18 protein-coding genes are annotated in these 21,190 nt (G+C 67.8%); 9 read left to right on the top strand and 9 right to left on the bottom strand.

Features of this window, described 5'->3' with window-relative positions; all coding sequences use genetic code 11:
• Positions 1-127 precede the first annotated feature (127 nt).
• Positions 128-754: a DUF1638 domain-containing protein gene (locus tag HNP73_RS11805; RefSeq protein ID WP_184149301.1), complete on the top strand. Its 627-nt coding sequence runs from the start codon at positions 128-130 to the stop codon at positions 752-754.
• Positions 755-759: 5 nt separating this feature from the next.
• Here the strand turns inward: HNP73_RS11805 and HNP73_RS11800 are convergent, their stop codons facing one another.
• Positions 760-2,763, bottom strand: coding sequence for a pyrroloquinoline quinone-dependent dehydrogenase (locus HNP73_RS11800; RefSeq protein WP_184149298.1), 2,004 nt, complete (start codon positions 2,761-2,763; stop codon positions 760-762).
• Complete coding sequence (locus tag HNP73_RS11795; RefSeq protein WP_184149295.1) at positions 2,760-3,143, bottom strand: hypothetical protein; 384 nt, start codon at positions 3,141-3,143, stop codon at positions 2,760-2,762. The genes HNP73_RS11800 and HNP73_RS11795 overlap by 4 nt, the downstream gene beginning before the upstream one ends.
• 219 nt (positions 3,144-3,362) lie before the next feature.
• Here HNP73_RS11795 and HNP73_RS11790 point away from each other — a divergent pair, with 219 nt between their 5' ends.
• Positions 3,363-4,451, top strand: coding sequence for a polyamine ABC transporter substrate-binding protein (locus HNP73_RS11790; RefSeq protein ID WP_184149292.1), 1,089 nt, complete (start codon positions 3,363-3,365; stop codon positions 4,449-4,451).
• A 179-nt stretch (positions 4,452-4,630) separates the two neighbouring features.
• A complete protein-coding gene (locus HNP73_RS11785; protein ID WP_184149289.1) occupies positions 4,631-7,126 on the top strand; it encodes an ATP-binding protein in 2,496 nt (831 codons plus the stop codon).
• On the opposite strand, the gene HNP73_RS11780 is transcribed toward HNP73_RS11785, so the two are convergent.
• The gene (locus HNP73_RS11780; RefSeq protein ID WP_184149286.1) at positions 7,090-8,100 is read right to left on the bottom strand and encodes a GlxA family transcriptional regulator; all 1,011 of its coding nucleotides are present in this window, start codon (positions 8,098-8,100) and stop codon (positions 7,090-7,092) included. The genes HNP73_RS11785 and HNP73_RS11780 overlap by 37 nt on opposite strands.
• Before the next feature lie 119 nt (positions 8,101-8,219).
• Here HNP73_RS11780 and HNP73_RS11775 point away from each other — a divergent pair, with 119 nt between their 5' ends.
• Positions 8,220-9,590: a class II 3-deoxy-7-phosphoheptulonate synthase gene (locus tag HNP73_RS11775; RefSeq protein WP_184149282.1), complete on the top strand. Its 1,371-nt coding sequence runs from the start codon at positions 8,220-8,222 to the stop codon at positions 9,588-9,590.
• A gap of 2 nt (positions 9,591-9,592) precedes the next feature.
• Positions 9,593-10,429: a phosphoserine phosphatase SerB gene (serB, locus tag HNP73_RS11770; RefSeq protein WP_246399735.1), complete on the top strand. Its 837-nt coding sequence runs from the start codon at positions 9,593-9,595 to the stop codon at positions 10,427-10,429.
• 258 nt (positions 10,430-10,687) lie between these two features.
• On the opposite strand, the gene HNP73_RS11765 is transcribed toward serB, so the two are convergent.
• Together HNP73_RS11765 and ilvC are read right to left on the bottom strand one after the other, a co-directional pair.
• Positions 10,688-12,217 (bottom strand): serine hydrolase, encoded by a 1,530-nt coding sequence (locus tag HNP73_RS11765; RefSeq protein WP_184149279.1) that lies wholly within the window; start codon positions 12,215-12,217, stop codon positions 10,688-10,690.
• Between the two features lie 127 nt (positions 12,218-12,344).
• A complete protein-coding gene (gene ilvC, locus HNP73_RS11760) occupies positions 12,345-13,367 on the bottom strand; it encodes a ketol-acid reductoisomerase (RefSeq protein ID WP_184149276.1) in 1,023 nt (340 codons plus the stop codon).
• Positions 13,368-13,506: 139 nt separating this feature from the next.
• Between ilvC and HNP73_RS11755 the strand changes: the two genes are divergently transcribed.
• The 3 genes from HNP73_RS11755 to HNP73_RS11745 are packed head-to-tail and all read left to right on the top strand — an operon-like array spanning position 13,507 to position 15,310.
• Positions 13,507-13,962 (top strand): winged helix-turn-helix transcriptional regulator, encoded by a 456-nt coding sequence (locus HNP73_RS11755; RefSeq protein WP_184150659.1) that lies wholly within the window; start codon positions 13,507-13,509, stop codon positions 13,960-13,962.
• A complete protein-coding gene (locus HNP73_RS11750) occupies positions 13,959-14,417 on the top strand; it encodes an Lrp/AsnC ligand binding domain-containing protein (protein ID WP_184149273.1) in 459 nt (152 codons plus the stop codon). Before HNP73_RS11755 ends, HNP73_RS11750 begins: the two co-directional genes overlap by 4 nt.
• A gap of 44 nt (positions 14,418-14,461) precedes the next feature.
• Positions 14,462-15,310, top strand: coding sequence for an urea carboxylase-associated family protein (locus HNP73_RS11745; RefSeq protein ID WP_184149270.1), 849 nt, complete (start codon positions 14,462-14,464; stop codon positions 15,308-15,310).
• On the opposite strand, the gene HNP73_RS11740 is transcribed toward HNP73_RS11745, so the two are convergent.
• Both HNP73_RS11740 and HNP73_RS11735 read right to left on the bottom strand, forming a co-directional pair.
• Positions 15,279-16,502 carry a UbiH/UbiF family hydroxylase gene (locus tag HNP73_RS11740; RefSeq protein WP_184150656.1) on the bottom strand — a complete coding sequence of 408 codons (1,224 nt, stop codon included), beginning with the start codon at positions 16,500-16,502 and terminating at the stop codon, positions 15,279-15,281. The genes HNP73_RS11745 and HNP73_RS11740 overlap by 32 nt on opposite strands.
• A gap of 14 nt (positions 16,503-16,516) precedes the next feature.
• Positions 16,517-17,170, bottom strand: a complete 654-nt coding sequence (locus HNP73_RS11735; protein WP_184149267.1) for a pyrimidine 5'-nucleotidase — start codon at positions 17,168-17,170, stop codon at positions 16,517-16,519.
• Positions 17,171-17,357: 187 nt separating this feature from the next.
• Here HNP73_RS11735 and HNP73_RS11730 point away from each other — a divergent pair, with 187 nt between their 5' ends.
• Positions 17,358-17,987 carry a GntR family transcriptional regulator gene (locus tag HNP73_RS11730; RefSeq protein ID WP_184149265.1) on the top strand — a complete coding sequence of 210 codons (630 nt, stop codon included), beginning with the start codon at positions 17,358-17,360 and terminating at the stop codon, positions 17,985-17,987.
• 21 nt (positions 17,988-18,008) lie between these two features.
• Here the strand turns inward: HNP73_RS11730 and HNP73_RS11725 are convergent, their stop codons facing one another.
• Both HNP73_RS11725 and carA read right to left on the bottom strand, forming a co-directional pair.
• Entirely contained in the window at positions 18,009-19,859 is a 1,851-nt protein-coding gene (locus tag HNP73_RS11725) for a glycosyltransferase family 2 protein (protein ID WP_184149262.1), read from the bottom strand.
• An 81-nt stretch (positions 19,860-19,940) separates the two neighbouring features.
• Positions 19,941-21,137, bottom strand: a complete 1,197-nt coding sequence (gene carA / locus HNP73_RS11720; RefSeq protein WP_184149259.1) for a glutamine-hydrolyzing carbamoyl-phosphate synthase small subunit — start codon at positions 21,135-21,137, stop codon at positions 19,941-19,943.
• Between the last annotated feature and the right edge of the window lie 53 nt (positions 21,138-21,190).

Here is a 21,190-nt window from a genome sequence, read left to right as displayed (position 1 = left end):
GTGCAGGAGGGCGTTCCCGAACCGACACGGGCGCCGGCCGGGTTCAGCTTTCCTTGCCCGCAGGCCTTCCGATTGCGTCACACTGCACTAGATCTGCTGTCGCAGAACCGTCGCAGGGATGCTGGCCATGGATCACGGGACCGAAGCGGAGCGGCCGGGCGGCACCACGCCGCGTGACGCCGTCTTCGTCATTGCCTGCGGCGCGCTGGCGCGGGAAATCCTCGCGCTGAAGCGGCTGAACGGCTGGGAGCATCTCGACCTCGCCTGCCTGCCGGCGAAGCTGCACCTCTGGCCCGAGCGGATCCCCGATGCGGTCGCAGCCGCGGTCGAGGAGGCGCGCGGCCGCTACGCCCGGATTTTCGTCGCCTATGCGGACTGCGGCACCGGCGGGCTGCTTGCGGCCCGCTGCGCGAAGCTCGGTGTCGAGATGCTGGAGGGGCCGCACTGCTACAGCTTCTTCGAGGGCAACGACGTTTTCGCCGGGCATGCCGATGAGGAGATGCGGGTTTTCTACCTGACGGATTTCCTCGTGCGGCAATTCGATGCCTTCGTCTGGCGGCCCATGGGGCTCGACCGGCATCCGGAGTTGCGTGACATGCTGTTCGGCAACTACGAGCGGCTGATCTATCTGGCGCAGACCGAGGACCCATGGCTGGACGCCGAGGCCGAACGGTGCGCCGCAAGGCTCGGGCTCGGCTACGAGCGGCGCTTCACGGGCTACGGCGATCTCGCGCCCGCGCTTGGGGCCGCCTGAAGGCGCTACTTCTTCGGCAGGGCGTAGACCACGACCTGATCACCCACCTGATCCTTCAGGATCGAATTGCCGCCGGCGGTGAACGCCACGTACTCCCGGCCCTCGTATTCGTAGACCGCCGGGATGGAAACCGCCGGAGCCTGGACGTTGGCCGACCAGAGCTCGCGGCCGTCGTCGAGAGCGTAGGCGCGCACCTTGGCGTCCATCGAGGCGCCGATGAAGATCACCCCGCCAGCGGTGATCGCCGGGCCACCGATCGTCGGTGAGCCCATGCTCTCGGGCATGTAGAAGCCGTACTGCTGCGACGCGCCGATGGGGCGGCGCCACTTCACGTCGCCGGTGTGCATGTCGAGGGCGACGAGTTCGCCGAAGGGCGGCGCCCAGCACGGCATCCCGAGCCAGTTCGTGGCGTTGAAGAGCGACATGCCGAACGGCGCGCCCTCCTGTGGCGAGAAGCCGCTTTCGTTGCCCCTCAGGTTCGCCGCCTTGTCGTAGTCGGCGCGCGCCCAGAGCTTCAGTTCCTGAACGATGTGCGAGGTGTTGACGATCGCCGTCTGGGTTGTCGGGTCGAACGCCACGCCACCCCACTGCACGCCGCCGGCGCTGTCGGGATAGGTGAGCGTTCCGTCATTCGTGGTCGTGGGCGGAGTGTACATGCCGTCGTAATTCAGCCGGCTCCACTTGCGTGAGCAGGAGCCGAGCCCGACGATGTCGGCGGGCTTCCAGAGCGGCGGCTTCTTCGACTGGTCAAGGAGTGGCCGGGGCCTTGTCGGGAAGGGTTGTGTCGGGGAATAGACCTCGCCCGCGACGTCGCTCCCCGGCACATCGCGTTCCTCGATCGGCCAGACGTCCTCTCCGGTGCGGCGGTCGACCACGAAGAGAAAGCCCATCTTCGTCCCCTGGATCAGCGCGGGTACCGGCTTGCCGTTGACGGTGATGTCCATGAGGGTCGGGGCGGAGTTGATGTCGTAGTCCCAGATGTCGTGGTGGACCCACTGACGCGACCACACGACCTCGCCGGTCGCGATGTCGAGCGCCGTGGTCGATGTCGCCAGCGGGATCGGCGCGGTGCGATTGCCGCCCCAGTAGTTCGGCGACGGCGAGGAAACCGGCACGTAGACGAGGCCGAGCTTCGCGTCATAGGAGACGCCGGTCCAGATGTTGGCCGTGCCGGTATCTGCCGCGAGGTCATCGGGGATCGGCTTGAACGTCCACTGGAGCTTGCCGGTCCGCGCGTCGAGCGAGAAGAGCGAGCCGGGAGACTCGCTCTCGTAGACCCAGTCCATCCCGGCCCAGCCGAGGATCAGCCGGCCGCCGATCACCGTCGGCGGTTGCAGCAGAGAAAGCGGCCACTTGGCATTCTCGGTGTTCCATTGGTTGACGTCGAGCACGCCGTCGATGCCGAAGTCCTTGCAGGGCTGGCCAGTGTCGGCATCGACCGCGAAGAGGCGCGCGTCCATGGTGCCGAGGTAGACAATCTTCTGGCAAGTCTCGCCCGCGACGGGGTTTTCCGCCTGCCAGTAGGCCACTCCGCGTGACTTCAGCGCCGGTTGCGTCAGCGCTTTGAGCGTCGAGTGGGTGTCGAAGGTCCACTTCTCCTTCCCCGTGGCCGGGTCGAGAGCGATGATGCGGTAGAACGGCGTACCGATGTAGAGCGTGTTGTTGGCGAAGATCGGCGTTGCCGACCACACGGTTTCGGGCAGCTTGCCGGAGCCGTCGGACATGTCGCCGGTGTGGTAGCTCCAGACCTCCTTCAGCCCGCTGACGTTGGCGGCGGTGATCTCGGCGAGTGGCGAATATTTTTCGGCGCTGAGCTGTCCGTGGAAGGTGTCCCAGCGCGTGCCGTCAGGAAGTGGCAGCGCAACGTCGGCTGGCGCCCGTGCCACGTCGGCAAGCAGCGGTGCCGGCGGCGTGTAGGGGGCATTCGTCTGTGCAAGGGCGTGACCTGCCGCGAGAGCGGCGAACGCGGCGGCCAGGGTAGCGGAAGCAAGGGCGGGACGGCGGTTCATGCGTAGGCCCTCCTGGTGCGCACGGGGTTGAACGTCTCGACCGCGACCGCCACGACGCCGACGCCAAGCAGCCCCGCCGCCCACCAGCCGTGCAGGAACAGGAGCGCGATGAGCGTGAGGATCGATCCGACCCAGCTCAGGATCAGGAAAAGCGCGCGGGCGCCGCCCGGCTCCAGCCGGTGCAGCAGGCCACCGGCGAGGACCAGCATCGCGCAACCGAACGTGGCGAGCAGCGCGCCGGACGTGCCCTCGACCCCGGAGAGCGGCGTGAAGTAGCGCCAGAGAGTGAGGGCGCCCGCGAGAATCGACACGATGATGAGGATGAGCGCGCCAGTCCGGGTGTGCGCTCCGCGATTGGGGTTCGATCCGGCGTACGACATCCCGACGTCCTTCTTGCTTCTTGCGTCCTTCGGACCATCTGCCCGGGATGGCGAAACGTCTCCGGCCGGCATGTGTTCCATCCCGACCCGGCAGTCAGAGAGCAGGCAAGGCATGGTCGCGGAAACCGGATGGTGCTGTTTACGCGACTATGATGCTGGTCGCGTGGCGATTATTGATGCTAGAGACGGACCAATGCGGCATCTCCAAGGAACTCGACAATGCTTCATCGCCTGACCCTCGCGACAGCCCTCGGCCTCATGGCGGCGCCCGCCTTTGCACAGGACAAGACGGTCCACATCTACAACTGGTCGGACTACATCGCCGAGGACACGGTGAAGAAGTTCGAGGAGGCGACCGGCTACAAGGTCGTCTACGACGTCTATGACTCGAACGAGGTCCTGGAGGCGAAGCTTCTCGCGGGCAACTCCGGCTACGACGTCGTGGTACCGACCTCGAGCTTCTTCGCGCGGCAGCTGAAGGCGGGGGTCTATCAGGAGATCGACAAGTCGAAGCTGCCGAACCTCAAGTACATGGACCCGACGATCATGCAGGGGGCCACGGCTTACGACCCCGACAATGCCCACTCGGTCATCTACATGTGGGGCACGACCGGCATCGGCTACAACGAGGAGGCGGTGAAGAAGCGTCTGGGCGATGACGCGCCCACGGACAGCTGGGCGCTGGTCTTCGATCCGCAGTATGCCGAGAAGCTCGCCGATTGCGGCATCACCATGCTCGATTCGCAGACTGACGTGCTGCAGAGCGCGCTCGCGTACCTCGGTCTTGATCCGAAGTCGACGAGCGCCGATGACATGGACAAGGCGGCGGAGCTCTTGCAGAAGGTGCGGCCCTACGTCCGCTATTTCCATTCTTCGCAGTACATCTCCGATCTCGCGAATGCAGAGGTCTGTGTCTCCATCGGCTATTCCGGCGACGTGTTCATCGCCGCGGATCGTGCCGAACAGGCGAACAATGGTGTGACGATCAAATACTCGGTGCCGAAGGAAGGCGCCCAGCAATGGTTCGATCTGATGGCGATCCCGACAGACGCACCGAACCCCGAAGGCGCACTGGCGTGGATGAACTTCATCATGGAGCCCCAGATCACCGCCGATATCACGAACTATGTCTGGTATGCGAACGCCAACACCGCCTCCATGGAGTTCGTGGAAGACGACATCAAGAACGATCCGGCGATCTTTCCGCCGGCTGATGTCGTGGCGAAGCTTTTCCCGACCGTGGTCTATGACGCAAAACTTGACCGGGTCATGACGCGGCTGTGGACTAAGGTTCAGACTGGTCAGTAGATCGATTCTCACTTCGGAATATCGATTAACTCGAACATGCATGGCGGCTGCGGCTTGCAGCCGCCATGTTTGCGAGCGCGTTCATTTTGGCGCGACAAAGCTCGTGACTTTTGCTATTTCAGGTTGAATTAATCGGCGCTGCCTTTAGACCGCGCAGCAGATCATGGCCGGCAGGAGCAATGGACGGGCTCGACGCAACGCGACGACAGACCCGGAGGGCGACGCTTGTTGCGATCGCCCTCGTCGTCGTTGGGGTCGGTCTTTTCGGAAAGGTCTATGACGACCAGGCTCGACGGGTCTGGCGTCAGGAAGCGCGTGCAAGCGTCGGTGATCGGCTGAATCTTGTCGCATCGGGCCTTCAGGGGCGGCTTGATGCCGATGTGCAGCTGCTGCGCGGCCTCGTCGCGACGGTCAGCGTCGATCCCGGAATCGACGCGGATCGTTTTCGACGGATCGGGGCGGAACTCCTCAACGAGCAGTCGGAGGCGCGGATGATTGCCGCGGCACCCGGGCGGGTGATCTCGATGATCTACCCGGAGGAGGGTAATCGCTCCGCGATTGGATATGAGTTCCAGCCCGAGACACTCGGGCCAGCTCTCCTCAAGCCCGGTGGGCGCAGCATTTCTCTCGTCGGTCCGATCGAGACGCCTCGCCGCGGCCGGTACTTCTCCGCGCGGGGATCGGTCTTCGTCGGCCCGGACAACAAGTTCTGGGGCATCGTGTCATTGATCATCGATGCCGATGCGCTCTTCAAGGCGGCCGGGGTCGACGATCCGTCACTGCCGATCAGCGTGGCGGTCGAGGCGTCGGACCATGACGGGAACCGTTCGATGGTGTTCGGTTCCCGGTCAGTCTTCGAGGCGGAACCGGTGGTGACAGAGGTGAAGGCCCCGAGTGGCGCCTGGCGCCTCGCGGCGACGCCGCTCGGCGGCTGGCTGCCGCCGCCTCCGGCGCTCTGGGCCGCGAGGACATTGTTTGTGCTGCTTGGCGCATCGCTGATCGGATTGATCCTCCTGGCGGCGCGGATGGTCGAGGCCCGCCAGCGGCAGGTCGTGATCATCCGCCAGCGCGAGGCGGAGTTGTCCCGGCTGTCCCGCCGACTCGAGTTCGCGCTCGCCAGCTCGAACGTCGGGGTCTGGGAGCTCGATCTTGCGACGGGTCATCTCTTTTGGGACGCGCGCACCAAGGCGCTGTTCGGTCGTCCCGGCGACCAGCGCGCGTTCCTTTCCCTCGACGACTGGGACGCGGTGGTCCATCCGGACGACAAGGGTCACACGATCGCCGAGGCGTCAGCGGCTGCGAACGCCGGCGAGCGCTTCAATGCCACCTATCGTATCACCCTGCCGGATGGCGAGGTGCGCCACATCCGCGACGTGGCCCGGGTTCAGGCGGACCAGTCCAGATCCCGCCGCCTCGTCGGCCTCGTCTGGGATGTGACCGAAGAGGTGGAGCGGCAGCAAGAGCTCGAGCTGAAGCGCGTGGAGGCAGAGGCGGCGACAACGGCGAAGTCGCGCTTCCTCGCTTCGATGAGCCATGAGATCCGCACGCCGATCAGCGGTCTGCTGGGCGTGCTCGGGCTGATGCTTGACGATCCCCTGCCGCCTCAACAACGTGAACGCGGCCGGATTGCACTCGCTTCCGCAGAGGCGCTGCTCGAGATTCTGAACGACATCCTCGACTTCTCGAAGCTTGAGGCGCAGCAGGTGATGCTCGGCCATGAGCCAGTGGATATCCGCGTGCTGGTCGCCGAACTGATGGATCTCATGTCGCCGAACGCGATCGGCAAGGGGCTTTCGATCAGTCACAAGGTCATGGCTGCCGTGCCGCGGTTCGTGCTCGGCGACAGGCTTCGGCTGCGGCAGATCGTGACCAACTTCCTGAGCAACGCCACCAAGTTCACCGATCGCGGGGAGATCATGCTCGTCGTGGACTACGTGGGCGAGGTGACCGGCGGCACGCTCGTCATCGAGGTCGAAGATACCGGCATCGGGATTTCCCACGAGCATCAGAGCGAAATCTTTCAGCGCTTCATGCAGGCAGACGACTCGCTCGCGCGCCGCGCCGGCGGGACCGGGCTCGGCCTCGCGATCTGTGCGCAGCTCGCCGAACTCATGGGCGGCCACGTGAGCGTGCGCAGTGTCGTGGGCATGGGCAGCACGTTTCGCGTCGAGATCCCGTCGCGTTCGGTCACGCCGGAACGCACGCCGCGGGAGGAGCCGGCCGAACGTGGGGTGGAGCCGCCGATGCGCGTGCTCCTCGCCGAGGACCACGCCACGAACCAGTACGTCTTCAGCGCCTATCTGCGCGACGCGGGGCACACGGTGACCATGGTGGAGAACGGAGCCGAGGCCGTGCGCGCGGTGCGCGACGGGAGCTTCGACGTGGTGCTCATGGATGTGCAGATGCCGGTGATGGACGGGTTGACGGCGTCGAGGGCGATCCGGGATCTGGGCGGCCCCGCGGCAACCGTGCCGATCCTCGCGCTCACTGCCAGCGCGATGCCTGGTGATCGCGAGGCCTGTCTCGCCGCGGGAATGAACGGTCACCTGACCAAGCCGATCAGCGCCGCTGGTCTGCGTGCGGCGTTGCGCGATGTGCTCACCGCGACGCAGGTCCACTCCTTCGTGCAGGAAACCCCTCAGGCGGTCTCTTCGGAGGCGCCCCGCTCGCGGTAGGGCGTGGTGCGATAGAGCGCCCGGTAGCACTTGGAGAAGTGCGAGGGCGAGGCGAAGCCGCAAGCCATGGCGACGGAGATGACGCTCATGTCGGTCTGCATCAGCAGGTTGCGGGCACGGGCGAGGCGAAGCTCCATGTAGTAGCGTTTCGGACTGCGGTTGAGGTAGCGACGGAACAGCCGCTCGAGCTGCCGGGTGGACATGCCGGCGTCGCGCGCGAGCAGCATGGGCGATATCGGCTCCTCGATGTGCTCCTCCATCCGCTGGATGACCGCCGCGAGCTTCGGATGGCGGATGCCGATGCGGGCGGGGATCGACAGGCGTTGCTCGTCCCGGTCAGAGCGGATCGACGTGTGGATCATCTGGTCGGCGACGAGGGTGGCGAGGCCGGTGCCGTGGCGCATGGCAATGAGCTTCAGCATCAGGTCGGTCGAGGCGGCGCCACCGGCGGCGGTGTAGCGATCGCGGTCGACGACGAAGACGTTGTGGGTGAGCTCGATCTCGGGGAACTCCTCCTCGAAGCCGTCACGGTTTTCCCAGTGGATGGTGCAGCGCCGGCCGTCGAGAAGCCCGGCTTCTGCAATCACCTGCGCCCCGGTGCAGACCGCGCCGACCGGGAGGCCGCGGCGCGCCTCGCGCCGGAGCCAGGTCAGGATCGGCCGGGTGATCGCCTGCCGCACGTTGACGCCGCCGACAACGAGGATCGTCGTGTTCTTCTCAAGTGCCACGAGACCGGCCGTGGCCTCGACAACGACACCATTCGAGGCGGCGGCCGGCTGGCCGTCGGCGGTGATGACCTGCCATTCGTAGAGCTGCCGGCCCGACATCCGGTTTGCGAGGCGCAAGGGTTCGATCGCGCTGGCGAAAGCGATGAGGGTAAAGTCTTCAAGCAGCAGGAAGACAAAGCGGTCCGGGCGGGGATCCGGGAGAGGAGCCGGGCGGGGGTCTGGGCGGGGAGCTGGCGTGGCGGTCATGACGATTCGCGGGCTGTCCGTGAGAGGTAGCCCCCAGTGGGGGGGCCACCGGGGGGTATGGTCAAGGGTCGGCGAACCGATTAAGAGCGGCGCCACACCTGCAGACCGGAGCTACGCCCATGTGCGCCGACTGGACCCGATCCGCGTGGAGGTCGCGCCCGCGGATTCAAATGCCTGACTACCCCGATACCACCGCGCTCGGCGCCGTGGAGAGGAAACTCGCGTCCTATCCGCCGCTGGTCTTTGCCGGCGAGGCGCGCAAGCTGCGCGCGCAGCTCGCCGAGGTGGCCGAGGGCCGGGCGTTCCTGCTCCAAGGTGGTGACTGTGCCGAGAGCTTTGGCGAGTTCTCCGCCGACAACATCCGCGACACCTTCAAGGTGATGCTGCAGATGGCGGTCGTCCTCACCTTCTCGGCCAAGTGCCCGGTGGTGAAGATCGGCCGGATGGCCGGACAGTTCGCCAAGCCGCGCTCGGCCGCGACCGAGACAGCCGACGGTGTCGAGCTGCCGAGCTATCGCGGCGACATCATCAATGGCTTCGACTTCACGCCCGATGCCCGGATCCCCGATCCGGACCGGATGCTGCAGGCCTACACCCAGGCGGCGGCGACGCTGAACCTGCTGCGTGCGTTCAGCCAGGGTGGCTACGCCGACATCACCCGCGTGCACTCGTGGACCCTCGACTTCACGGCCGGCCAGTCCGGCTACGAGGAGTACCACAAGCTCGCGAACCGGATCTCGGACGCGCTCGATTTCATGGGTGCGGCCGGCGTCAGCCCGGAAACGGCGGATTCGCTGCACCGCGTCGACTTCTACACCAGCCATGAGGCCCTGCTTCTCGAGTACGAGGAAGCGCTCTGCCGCATCGACTCGACGACCGGCGTGCCGGTGGCCGGTTCCGGCCACATGATCTGGATTGGCGACCGGACCCGTCAGGTGGATGGCGCGCACGTGGAATTCTGCCGCGGTGTGCAGAACCCGATCGGTCTGAAGTGCGGCCCGTCGATCTCCGAGAGCGACCTGCTGCGGCTCATCGACACGCTGAACCCGAAGAACGACGCGGGACGGCTGACGCTCATCGCGCGGTTCGGGGCGGGGCAGGTCGCGGAGCATCTGCCACGGCTGATCCGCGCGGTGGAGCGTGAGGGCCGCAAGGTCGTCTGGTCGTGCGATCCGATGCACGGCAACACCGTGAAGTCGGCGACCGGCTACAAGACCCGGCCATTCGATCGGGTGTTGCGCGAGGTGCGGGAGTTCTTCGCGATCCACGCGGCCGAGGGGACGATCCCGGGCGGCGTGCATTTCGAGATGACCGGCCAGGACGTGACCGAGTGCACCGGCGGCGTCAGAGCGGTGACGGACGAGAATCTTTCGGACCGCTACCACACCGCCTGCGATCCTCGGCTCAATGCCGCCCAGTCGCTCGAGCTCGCGTTCCTCGTCGCGGGGATGCTGCACGAGCGGCTGCAGGCGCAGCGCGCGGCGATCTGAGCTTGGCCGGGGTTCTGGTACTGACGGCGGCGGCGGGGGTTCCCGATGCCGCCGCCGAGACCGTCGCGGGCCGCGTGACGCGGCTGGCGCCGAGCGCGATCGAGATCGTTCTCGACGCCCCGTTGCCGGCGGGGTTCGCGGTGCCAGGGATGGACGCGAACGTTGTCCCGGTGGACGGCCGGCGCAAGCAGCTGCTGATCGCCGACATGGATTCGACGATCATCAGCGTCGAGTGCATCGACGAGCTTGCGGACTTCGCCGGCGTGAAGGCCGAGGTTGCCGCGATCACCGAGCGGGCAATGCGCGGTGAGCTTGATTTCGAGGCGGCGCTCGACGCGCGCGTGGCGCTGGTGAAGGGGTTGCCCGAGTCGGCGCTTGCCGAGTGCTACGCCGAACGGGTGCGGCTCAATCCCGGGGCGCGGACGCTGGTCAGGACCATGGCCGCGCTCGGCGCCGAGACGGCGCTGGTCTCGGGCGGGTTCACCTATTTCACCGCCCGGGTGGCTACGGAGGCGGGGTTTGCGCACAATCAGGCGAACACCCTGCTGATCGAGGATGGAAAGCTCACCGGCCAGGCCGCGCGGCCGATCCTCGGGCGGGCGGCGAAGCTGACCGCGCTCGAGGCGATGTGCAAGGAGCGCGCGATCTCCGTGGCGGACGCAATTGCCGTTGGCGACGGGGCAAACGATCTCGACATGGTGCGGGCGGCGGGCCTCGGAGTTGCCTACCACGCGAAGCCGGCGCTGGCGGCAGAGGCCGATGCACGCCTCGAGCATTCGGACCTGACGGCGCTTCTCGCGCTGCAGGGGATTGCGGCCAGCGAGTGGGTGACCGACTGAGCTATCCGTGGTCCGGCGTCGGACCCGGCGTCCGGGGGGCATCGAGCCCCCCTCCCGCCGTCGTCGGCTGACGCCGACTTCTGGCGCCTCGGGGCGGCGTCGGCTCGAAGGCCGCCGGATCGGGACGCGGGCCTTGCCGCGATTCGGAGCGCGCTGGTCGCGCGCAGGGTTTCCTCTGCTGGTTTTCCGGCTGTTGCCGGAAAACGACTGCTCTCCAGGTTTCAAGGCCGTATGAAAGCCGGGGAGAGCCCGCTGCGCTCATTCACTGCGGCGCTCGAAGGTGCCGAGGCCGCTCGAATCGAGGGATTCGGCCGTCAGACTGCCGGCGCGACCATCGGGTCCGATGGTGAAGGTGAGTGCGGCGGGCGCCTCCGGCATTTCCGGGCTGGAGATGTAGAGGAAGCGGTCCCGGTCGAAGTGTCGCAGCGGGTAGGTCTGGTCGTGCGGGCCGAGGTGCAGGACGAGACCCTCGTCGTTGCCGGTGACAGTTGCCGTCCCGGCATAGGCGTTGTCGTAGGTGCCGGTGTATGCGCTCGCGGGCAGGGGCGGGGTGGCCGGGTCCGGCACATGGGCGTACATCGCCCTTGTCGCTTCGATCGATGGGCCGAAGAGGTCGTTGTAGGCCTTGTTCCACGGCGTGAGCCAGTCGCGGCTGACCTTGCCGTCGAAGACCTGATCGAAGAAGCTGTCCGCCAGTGCCTCCGGCGCGCCACTCGGGAAGGCGCCGGCGAGCACGACGATCCCGAGCTTTTCGGCCGGGTAGAGCGTGACGAGGGTGCGGGCGCCCTGGCTGAAGGCGCCGGCGTGACCCCAGGTGAGGCCGTGCTTGCCGTATTCCACGTTCCAGCCGAGGCCATAGAACGAGCTTGCGCCGGTCACCGGGTTCGGGCCACGGGCGAAGAGCGGTGCGTGTGTCGCGGCGAGCGCCTCGGCCGAGATCGCGGGCTTGCCGGCGAAGGTTCCTTGCGCCAGTTCGAGGCGCATCCACTGCGCGAGGTCGCGCACCGACGAGGAGGCGCCGCCAGCCGGTGCCTGCGGGTCCGGGTCGCGGACGAGTTCGGCCGTCCAGTCGCCATTCACTCGGACGTGCAGCGCGGCGCGGTTGGGCCGGCTCTCGAAGTCGGCATGGCGCGAGCTCGTCGCTGCCATGCCGAGCGGCTGATAGAGTTCGGTCTCGGCCACGTCCGCCCACGCGTGGCCGGTCACGCCCGCGGCGGCGGTGGCGCCGAGGGTAAAGCCGGCGTTCGAGTAGGCATAGCCCGCCCGGAAGCTCGACGACGGGGGCACCAGCGGAATCCGGGCGCGGATCGCCGCCATGTCGTAACCGATCGCTTCGAGATCGTCGCCAGCGGTGCCGGGCAGGCCGCTGCGATGGTTCAGGAAGTCACGGATCGTCACTTCCGCGCTCGGGTAGGCGTCGTGCAGGCGAATGTCGGGGGCGATGAGCGCCACCTTGTCGTCCCAGTCGACGAGCTTCTGCGTGACCAGTGCGGCGATGACTGTCGAACTCAGCGGCTTCGACATCGAAGCAAGCTGGAACACCGTGTCGGCGTCGACCGGATCGGGATTGCCCATGGCGCGGACACCGAAGCCGCCGAGGAACACCGCTTCGTCATCGTGCACGACCGCCACGGCAAGGCCCGGAAGCTCGCCGGTATCGACCAGGCGCTGCGCCATCGTCGAGAGTTTGGGAAGGGCGGCGACGACGGCGTCGCGGGTCACCGGATCCGCGAATGCGGAGTGTGCGGCGAGGGCGAAGGCGAGGGCTGAAACAAGGGGTGCGCGCATCTGGGGATCCCCGGGCGACGGTGTGCCGCGCGGCAATCATGCCTGAGTTAAGCGAGACTTCACACGCTTTCGTGCGCCCGTGCCGACATGACGCGGCGCCCGAAAGCGCCGCGTCCATTGGCTCGCGTCAGTTGCGCGACTTGTCGACCATCTTGCCGGCGGAGATCCACGGCATCATGCCGCGGAGCCTCTCGCCGACGTGCTCGATCTGGTGGCTGTCGTTGCGGCGGCGGGTCGCCTTGAAGAACGGCTGGCCCACGGCGTTCTCGGCCATGAAGTTCGACACGAACCGCCCGGTCTGGATGTCCTCGAGCACCGCCTTCATGCGTGCCTTGGTCTCTTCGCGCGGCAGGATCCGCGGGCCGGAGACGTACTCGCCATACTCGGCGGTGTTCGAGATCGAGTAGTTCATGTTGGCGATGCCGCCCTCGTAGATGAGGTCGACGATGAGCTTCACCTCATGGAGGCACTCGAAGTAGGCCATTTCCGGCTCGTAACCGGCCTCGACCAGCGTCTCGAAGCCCATGCGGATGAGCTCGACGAGGCCGCCGCAGAGCACCGCCTGCTCGCCGAAGAGGTCGGTCTCGCACTCTTCCTTGAAATCGGTCTCGATGATGCCCGAGCGGCCGCCGCCGATGGCCGAGCAATAGCTCTTGGCGATCTCGAGGGCGTTGCCGGAGGCGTCATTGTTGACTGCCACCAGGCAGGGGACGCCGCCGCCCTTCACGAACTCGCCGCGCACCGTGTGGCCAGGGCCCTTCGGCGCCATCATGATGACGTCAACGGTCGCCTTCGGCTCGATGAGGCCGAAGTGGACGTTGAGGCCGTGGGCGAAGGCGATCGCCGCGCCGTCACGCAGGTTGTCGTGGATGTACTTGCGGTAGGTGTCGGCCTGCAGCTCGTCGGGCATCGTCATCATGATGACATCGGCCCACTTCGCCGCCTCGTCGATCGCCATGACCTTCAGGCCCTCGGCTTCGGCCTTCTTCTGCGAGGGCGAGCCCGGGCGCAGGCCCACGGCGACGTTCTTCGCGCCGGAGTCGCGCAGGTTCAGCGCGTGGGCATGGCCCTGGCTGCCGTAGCCGACGATGGCGACCTTCTTGTCCTTGATCAGGTTGATGTCGCAGTCGCGATCGTAATAGACGCGCATATCGGGTGGTCCCTCTTTCTGAGTGTCGTGGAACCTTACCCTGCGTCGTGGCGGCGTGCGCGGACGAAAGTGTGGACATTCATCGGGATTTCCGTGGAGATCATTCGTCAAACCTGTGAATGGCGGAGTTTGAATGCAGGTGCTCGATGATATCGACAGACGGATCCTGCGGGTGATGCAGGAGGACCCAGGCCTTGCGGTCGCGGATGTGGCCGGCCGTGCCCGGCTTTCGACCGGGGCCTGTGCCCGGCGGATCGACCGGATGGAGCGCGACGGGGTGATCCTCGGGCGGCGGGTCGAGATCGACCGGCGCGCGCTCGGCTACGAGGTGCGGGTGTTCCTGCGCGTGACCCTCGACAAGACGACGCCTCGGGCGTTCGACGACTTTCTCGCCGGGGCGCGGGCGCTGCCGGAGGTCGAGTCGATCCAGACGCTGCTCGGGCGGGTCGATGTGCGCATGGATGTGACCGCGCGCGATCTGGCGCACTATCAGGAGATCTACCGCACGAAGATCCTCGCGCTGCCGCATATCGCCGAGATCGAGGCGCTGATGCTCGTCTCGGAACTGAAGTCCACCGACCGGTTGCCGCTGTGATCGACCTCGACGACCTTGACCGGGCCATCCTGCGGGCGCTTGCCGCCGATGGCGGGCTGAATGCCAAGCAGGTCGGGGAGGCGGTCGGCCTGAGCCAGCCGGCGGCGTGGCGGCGGATCCGACGGCTGGAGGAGGCGGGCGTCATCCGCGGACGGCGGCTGGTGCTCGACCGGGCGAAGCTCGGGTTCGGTGTGACGGTGTATGTCGGCGTGCGGCTGGCGGCGAAGGGTCGGCTCGACCTCGAGGGATTCGAGCGGGCGGTGACGGCAATCCCCGAGGTGCAGGTGGTGCAGCACGTTCTCGGTGTCTTCGACTATCGTCTGCGGGTGGTGGCGCGTGATCTTTCCGACTTCGAGCGCATTCTCCGGCGGCGGATCATGACGCTTCCGGGGGTGGGTGCCGTCGAGTCGAACGTCATGCTGTCCGAAGAGAAAGATCAGCCGCCACTGGTCTGAGACTGGTCTGAGACTGCGGCCTCCGCTAGGGTCGCGCGATGAATATGTCAGAGCCCGCTGAGCCCGTTGACGCCGCTGCCCGCCGTGCGGTCAGGCCGGTCGTCTGTTATCCTCCCGAGACGCTGCCGCCGGTTGATTTGCCGGGGTTCCGCGCCGCGCTCGACGGTGCGGAGAGGATCGACGTGGTGATGGTGCCGCCCCGCGAGGCGCGGTGCTTCATGGCACCGGCGGGGCATTTCTTCCGCATTACCAGTGTCGGCGGGCCGCAGGTCGGGGATCTGAACCTCTGGCACGCACGGGAGCTGGGCGAGCGGTTCTTCTCGGGAAAGACCCGGGCGCTGCACGGGACGCACGTGACGTCGGGGTGTCGGCTCTGGTCGGTCCTGCCGTATCTCCGGCCGATGGCGACCGTGGTCGAGGACAGCCTCGAATGGTACGGCAGGGACGAGTTCGGCTGCGGGGTGCATGATGTCATCGGCACGCGCTGCGATCCATATACCAACCGGTTGCTGAGTGGCGGCGACTATCACCACTGCTGTCACTCCAATCTGATTCGCGCGTTCGCGGCGACGACGGGGATGCCGATCAGCGAAGCCGAGGGCTACGTGCATGACGTGCTGAACGTCTTCATGTGCACCGGGTTCGACCGGCAGACCGGGCAGTACATCATGAAGGCGAGCCCGGTGCGACCCGGCGACGCGCTGACGTGCTTCGCGGAAATCGACCTGCTCGGGGCGCTGTCGGCGTGCCCGGGCGGCGATTGCAGTGCGCAGCATTCGAGCGATACGGCGGAGTGCTGGCCGCTGATGGTGGAGATCCTGAAGCCTGCGGCGCTTCCCGAGGGCTGGGAGCAGCCGCCGGTCAATGCCTATCCGCGTGGCCACGGGGCCTGAGCGCCCCGAGGCCGAGACGCATGGCGACGTGGCGGAGTGGCGGCAGGCCGTGGAGCGTGGCGAGGCCGAGGCGGCGCAGGTCGCGGAGCGGGCGAGCCTCGGCCATGGCGGCGCGGTTCAGCGCGTCGATGCCGGCGATGCGCAGGCGGATGTCCCGGTGCCGCTGGCGGTTGTAGCGGTCGAGGAGGTCCGGCGCACCGATGTCGTCGGCTGTTGCCGCCAGTTCGAGGAGCGTCGCGAGGTCCGCAAGGCTCATGTTGAGACCCTGTGCACCGATTGGCGGGACGACGTGCGCGGCCTCGGCGACAAGCGCGGTGCGCGGGCCGTCGAGGCGGTCGGCGATCTGGGTGATGATCGGCCAGACCCGGCGTGGGCTCGTGACGCGGATTGCGCCGAGCACGCCGCAACTGCGGGCGGCGAGGCTTGCGTTGAATTCCGCCTCGGCGAGCCCGGCGAGGGCGGTGGCGCGGGGGCCGGTGTCCATCCAGACGACGGACGAGGCAGGTTCGCCGTCGCGGTCGGGGAGCGGGACCAGCGTGAAGGGGCCGCCGGTGCGATGGATTTCGATCGAGACGCCCTGATGCGGCATGGCGTGGGCGACGGTGAAGACCACCGCCTTCTGGCCGTAGCCCCAGCGGCGGGTGCCGATGCCGACGGCTTCGCGCACGGCGCTGTCGCGGCCGTCGGCAGCGACGACGAGGCGGGCGCGGACCTGAGTGTCGTCGGAGAGGGTCACGAGGGCCGCGTCGGTGCGCGGGGTGAGGCCGGTGACGCGCACGCCGGCGCGGAGTTCGGCGCCCGGGGTCTCGTCGAGCGCGGCCACCATTTCGCGGCGCAGCAGCCAGTTCGGCAGGTTGTAGCCGAAGGCGTCAGCTCCGATCTCGGCGGAGTCGAAATCGGCGGTGGTGCGCACGATCCCGGGGGCGCCGCCAGCGTCGGCGATGCGCATGATGCGGAGCGGTGCGGCGTGGGGCGCGAGGCGCTCCCAGAGGCCGGCGCGGGCGAGGAGGTCGACCGCGGGCATCAGGAACGCGGTGCTGCGCAGGTCCGAGCCGTCGGCCTCGGCCGAGGTGACGGGCGGGACCGGGTCGACGCAGAGCGCGCGGAAGCCCGCGGCCGCGAAGGCGGCGGTGGCGGTCAGGCCCGCGACGCCGCCGCCCGCGACGAGGACGTCGGTGTCGATCCGGGTCATGCCGGCGGCGGTGGTCATGCGAGCCGCCCGAGGAAGTCGGCCAGATCATCGGTCCGGTGATGGACGTGCGCGTAAGCCGGTTCGGGATCGACGGCGGGGCCGACGAGGACGGTGCGCATCCCGAGGCCGTGGGGCACGCGGAGGTTTCGCTGGTCGTCCTCGAACATCGCGGCGCGGGTGGTGTCGAGGCCGTCGAGGGCGAAGATCGCGTCGAAAGCGGCGGGCTCGGGCTTGGGCAGGTAGCCTGCGTCCTCGACGCCGTAGAGCCGGTCAAAGGCGCCGTCGAGGCCGATGGCGGCAGTCACCCGGCGGGCGTGCTCGCGGGAGCCGTTGGTGTAGACGATCTTGCGGCCGGGCAGGCGGGCGATGGCGTCGCGCAGCGCCTCGGAGGGCGTGATGCCGGCGAGGTCGATCTCGTGGACGTCGGCGAGGTAGGCGACCGGGTCGATGGCGTGCTCGCGCATGAGACCCGCGAGGGTCGTGCCGTGGGTCTCCCAGTAGTGGCGCCGCAGCCGGGCCGCCTCGTCCTCGACAACCCCGAGGGTCTGCATGACGTAGGCGTTCATCCGGGCCTCGATCTGGTCGAAGAGGCGCGCGGCGGGCGGATAGAGCGTATTGTCGAGGTCGAAGACCCAGGTCTCGACGTGGATGAAGCGGGCACGGGACATGGGGTCTGACTACTCTTCGGCGCGGGCGCAGGCAAGCGCGAGACGGGAGGCAGTGGCCGCGTAAGTTGCGCACCTCGAACAAGTGCATGATTCAAAACAATTATGCCTTGCGCACCAACGCAATATCAACGAAAGTCACCGCTTGCGAAGGCCACGGCCTTTGTCCCCGCGAACAGGCCGGCCCTACATGACCAAGGATCCATACGAGTTGGTGCTCGACGCCATCGACCGGGGAGAGTTCCGCCCCGGGGATCGCCTGGTGGAATCGGAGCTTGCGGAGCGTCTCGGCGTGTCGCGCACCCCGATCCGCGAGGCGCTCCAGCGGCTCGAGACGCAAGGCGTGCTGGCGCGCGACGGGCGCAGTCTCGTCGTCTCGGCGCTGACCCACGACCAGCTCGGAGAGCTTTACGTGGTGCGCGCCGAGCTCGAGGGCCTCGCCGCCCGGCTCGCGGCGCAGCACGCGGCGCCCGAAGAGGTGCGGGTGCTGCGCGAGCTTGCCCGCCGGGACCGCGAGATCGTCACGCGGCCGGAACTGCTGGCGCGTGCCAACAAGCGCTTCCACCACCAGATCCACCTGGCGAGCCACAACCGCTTCCTGATCCAGCAGCTCGAGATGGTGCATCGCTCCATGGCGCTCGTCGCCACCACCTCGCTCGCGGCCGAGGGCCGGGGCCCGCAGGCGCTGGCCGAGCACGAGGCGATCATCGACGCCATCGAGGGGCGCGACGGCGACGCGGCCGACGCCGCGATCCGCGAGCACATCAGCCGGGCCTTCGAGACCCGGCTGAAGCGCGATGCGGAGAAGTATCTGGGCTGAGCGTGAACTGGCCCGAGGGGGTCAGGGATCAAGGCCGTGTTCGGTCTTGGTCCAGTGGAACGGGTCGGTGAAGACTTCCCAGAGCGCCCGATAGACCGCCGCCGCGGCGAGGAGCCAGTAGAGCGGCAGGAACGCGATGGTCCAGCCCCAGCGGCCGCGGCTCGCGCGGTCGCGCAGGCCGACGTTTGCCGCGGTGATCATCAGGACCGACCCGGTGGCCCCCGTGAGGAGCAGCGCCCAGACCATGAGCGGCGGCACATGTGCCCAGACCGGGACATCGAGCCCGAGTGCCACGAAAGCGGTCAGCCAGTAGAACGGGATTGCGGCCGAGGCGGTCAGGCTGCCGAGAAACAGCACCTGAAAACTGAGGAATCCTTTCCAGCCGAGGTCGCGCCAGAGCCGGAGCGGCCGGCGCATGTGGCTGGCCCAGGTGAGCGCGTAGCCCTTGTTCCAGCGCGAGCGCTGGCCGATCCATGCCGCTGCGCCGACGCAGTTCGCCTCTTCGAGGGTGGTGGTCGGGATCATCTCGCAGCGGTAGCCGAAGCGCGCGAGCCGCATCCCGAGGTCGGCATCTTCGGTGACGTTATGGGCGTCCCACGCGCCGATCTCCTCGAGCATCCGCCGGCGGAAGAACACCGTTGTGCCGCCGAGCGGGATCGGCAGGCCGAGGCGCTGCACGCCGGTCAGGAACACCCGGAACCAGACCGCATATTCAATGGTGAATGAGCGGGACATCCAGTTCTTCCGGTCGTTGTAGAAGTCGAGATAGCCCTGCACGCAAGCGACGTCCGGGCTCGCGTCCATCAGGTGGTGGACGATGGCGCGGAGCTGGCCCGGGTCGGGCCGGTCTTCCGCGTCATAGATGCCGATCACCTCGCCCCGGCAGAACGGCAGGGCATAGTTCATCGCCAGCGGCTTGGTGCGCAGCGCTCCGGAGGGGACGGTGACGATGTCGATGGTCGGCGGCAGGGTGCAGCGGTCGATGGCGGCGCGGGTGGTGAGGTCTTCCTCTTCGAGCACCAGCTTGATGTCGAGAAGCGGCGCCGGGTACTCCATGGCGCCCAGCGCGTCGAGCAGCTGTTCGGCCACGCGCGCCTCGCGCCAGAGCGGCACCAGCACGGACACACGGGGCAGGCGTCGGGAATCGACGAGTTTCGGGGCGGAGGCGACCGGTTGGGGGCCGCGTCGCAGGCGGGTGGCGAGCGCGACCCCGCGCAGGACGACGTTCGAGAGGTTCGCGACGAGGAGCCAGGCGAGCGCGATGTTGAGGGCGGCGAGCGGCGCGGCGAGGATGCCGCCGGCGAGACCGATGGCAAGGGCCGCCTTGCGCCGGCTGAAGCCGCTTCGCACGAGGCTGCGGCAGCTCAGGCGTTTCGGACAGCGGTGGCTGGCATGGCGGCGCATCCGCGCGCCGAAGGCCCGGGTGATGGTGGTCCGCAGCGCGTCAGGCGACGCGAGGGCGAGGGTCGCCGGTCCGAACGCCGCGATCGCCGCGGGGCCGTTCGCCGGGTTGACGATGGCGATTTCCAGCCGGCCGCCGCGCTTGCGCCACGGGATCGCGTCGAGCCTGAGGCAGACGAGCGGGTCGACGCCTTGCAGCAGGATCGGGTCCGGGGGGGCGGTGTCGAGGTCCGCGCGGCCGAGGCCGGACTGCTCGGAGAGCGCGTCAGTGAGGGCGTCCTGCGACAGCAGGCCCTCGACGACGAGGATGGTGCCGAGGAGCGAGTTCTGTCCGCGCTGTGCCCGGAGGGCGGCGTCGATCTGTTCGCGGGCCAGCCGGCCCGAGCTGACCAAAACGTCGCCGAGATAGCGTCGGGGCGCCTCCGGTGCCGGATGCGCCCCTGCGGTCTTGAGTGACAGAACCTGTGCCATGCCCGATACTCGCGTCACGCTGAGATGCGAGCATTGGTACGCCAGGCTTAAACGGCAGTTAAGTCCGTTGAGACTTAACGATTAATCGCGCGGTTGCCCCATGGACTCCACGAAGCGCTCGAAGAGGTAGAAGCTGTCCTGCGGCCCGGGGCTCGCCTCGGGATGGTGCTGGACCGAGAAGACCGGGCGGTCGGTCATGGCGATGCCGCAGTTCGAGCCGTCGAAGAGCGACACGTGAGTCTCGACGACGCCCTTGGGCAGCGTCTGGCCATCGACGGTGAAGCCGTGGTTCATCGAGGTGATCTCGACCTTGCCGGTGGAGAGCTCTTTCACCGGATGATTGGCGCCGTGGTGGCCGTGGTTCATCTTGATCGTCTTCGCGCCGAGGGCGAGGGCGAGCATCTGGTGGCCGAGGCAGATGCCGAAGATCGGCATCGACGACTTCTCCAGCACTTCCTTGATCATCGGCACGGCGTATTCGCCGGTCGCTGCCGGGTCGCCGGGGCCGTTCGACAGGAACAGGCCCTCCGGGTCGTGGGCGAAGACATCCTCGGCGGTGGCGGTGGCGGGCAGGACGGTCACCTCGCAGCCGGCCGAGGCGAGGCAGCGCAGGATGTTGCGCTTCGCGCCGTAGTCGATGGCGACGACGCGACGGCCCGGTCCCTCGCGGCGCTGGTAGCCCTCGGGCCATGCCCAGCGCATTTCGTCCCAGCGGTAGCTCTGGGCGCAGGTCACGTCCTTTGCCAGATCCATGCCGGTGAGGCCCGGGAAAGCCCGTGCCTTGGCGCGCAGGTCGTCGAGGTCAAACTCGCCATCGGGCTGATGCACGATCGTCACATGCGGCGCACCCTGCAGGCGGATGGCGCGGGTGAGGCGCCGCGTGTCGACGCCACCGACACCGATCCGGCCGCGCCGGGTGAGCCAGTCGGCGAGATCGGCGGTGGCGCGCCAGCTCGACGGTTCGGTCGGGTCCCACTTCACCACCATGCCCGCGGCGAACGGGTCAGCGGTCTCGTCGTCCTCGACATTGACGCCGACGTTGCCGATGTGGGGGAAGGTGAAGGTGACGATCTGGCCGGCGTAGGAGGGATCGGTCATGATCTCCTGATAGCCGGTCATGGCGGTGTTGAAGCAGAGTTCACCGACCGCCTCGCCGGTGGCACCGAAGCCGCGGCCCCAGAACACCTGTCCGTCGGCGAGAACGATCGCCGCGGTGGGGTGGAGCGCACGGGCGGGTGCCGATGCCAGCGCCTGGTCGGACGGGGCGAGGTTGGTCATTTTGTCGAATCCCGGGGAATTTGCCCGGAAGATAGGAGCCGGGACCGGAAGGG

It is taken from the genome of Amaricoccus macauensis, from assembly GCF_014201905.1.
GTDB lineage: Bacteria > Pseudomonadota > Alphaproteobacteria > Rhodobacterales > Rhodobacteraceae > Amaricoccus > Amaricoccus macauensis.
This window is presented reverse-complemented; position numbering and strand designations above follow the sequence as displayed.

Bases quoted from the DNA above. Each gene is read 5' to 3' on its own strand.
- HNP73_RS11805 (WP_184149301.1), top strand. From the start codon at position 128: ATGGATCACGGGACCGAAGCGGAGCGGCCGGGCGGCACCACGCCGCGT.
- HNP73_RS11800 (WP_184149298.1), bottom strand. From the start codon at position 2,763: ATGAACCGCCGTCCCGCCCTTGCTTCCGCTACCCTGGCCGCCGCGTTC.
- HNP73_RS11795 (WP_184149295.1), bottom strand. From the start codon at position 3,143: ATGTCGTACGCCGGATCGAACCCCAATCGCGGAGCGCACACCCGGACT.
- HNP73_RS11790 (WP_184149292.1), top strand. From the start codon at position 3,363: ATGCTTCATCGCCTGACCCTCGCGACAGCCCTCGGCCTCATGGCGGCG.
- HNP73_RS11785 (WP_184149289.1), top strand. From the start codon at position 4,631: ATGGACGGGCTCGACGCAACGCGACGACAGACCCGGAGGGCGACGCTT.
- HNP73_RS11780 (WP_184149286.1), bottom strand. From the start codon at position 8,100: ATGACCGCCACGCCAGCTCCCCGCCCAGACCCCCGCCCGGCTCCTCTC.
- HNP73_RS11775 (WP_184149282.1), top strand. From the start codon at position 8,220: ATGTGCGCCGACTGGACCCGATCCGCGTGGAGGTCGCGCCCGCGGATT.
- HNP73_RS11765 (WP_184149279.1), bottom strand. From the start codon at position 12,217: ATGCGCGCACCCCTTGTTTCAGCCCTCGCCTTCGCCCTCGCCGCACAC.
- ilvC (WP_184149276.1), bottom strand. From the start codon at position 13,367: ATGCGCGTCTATTACGATCGCGACTGCGACATCAACCTGATCAAGGAC.
- HNP73_RS11745 (WP_184149270.1), top strand. From the start codon at position 14,462: ATGTCAGAGCCCGCTGAGCCCGTTGACGCCGCTGCCCGCCGTGCGGTC.
- HNP73_RS11740 (WP_184150656.1), bottom strand. From the start codon at position 16,502: ATGACCCGGATCGACACCGACGTCCTCGTCGCGGGCGGCGGCGTCGCG.
- HNP73_RS11735 (WP_184149267.1), bottom strand. From the start codon at position 17,170: ATGTCCCGTGCCCGCTTCATCCACGTCGAGACCTGGGTCTTCGACCTC.
- HNP73_RS11730 (WP_184149265.1), top strand. From the start codon at position 17,358: ATGACCAAGGATCCATACGAGTTGGTGCTCGACGCCATCGACCGGGGA.
- HNP73_RS11725 (WP_184149262.1), bottom strand. From the start codon at position 19,859: ATGGCACAGGTTCTGTCACTCAAGACCGCAGGGGCGCATCCGGCACCG.
- carA (WP_184149259.1), bottom strand. From the start codon at position 21,137: ATGACCAACCTCGCCCCGTCCGACCAGGCGCTGGCATCGGCACCCGCC.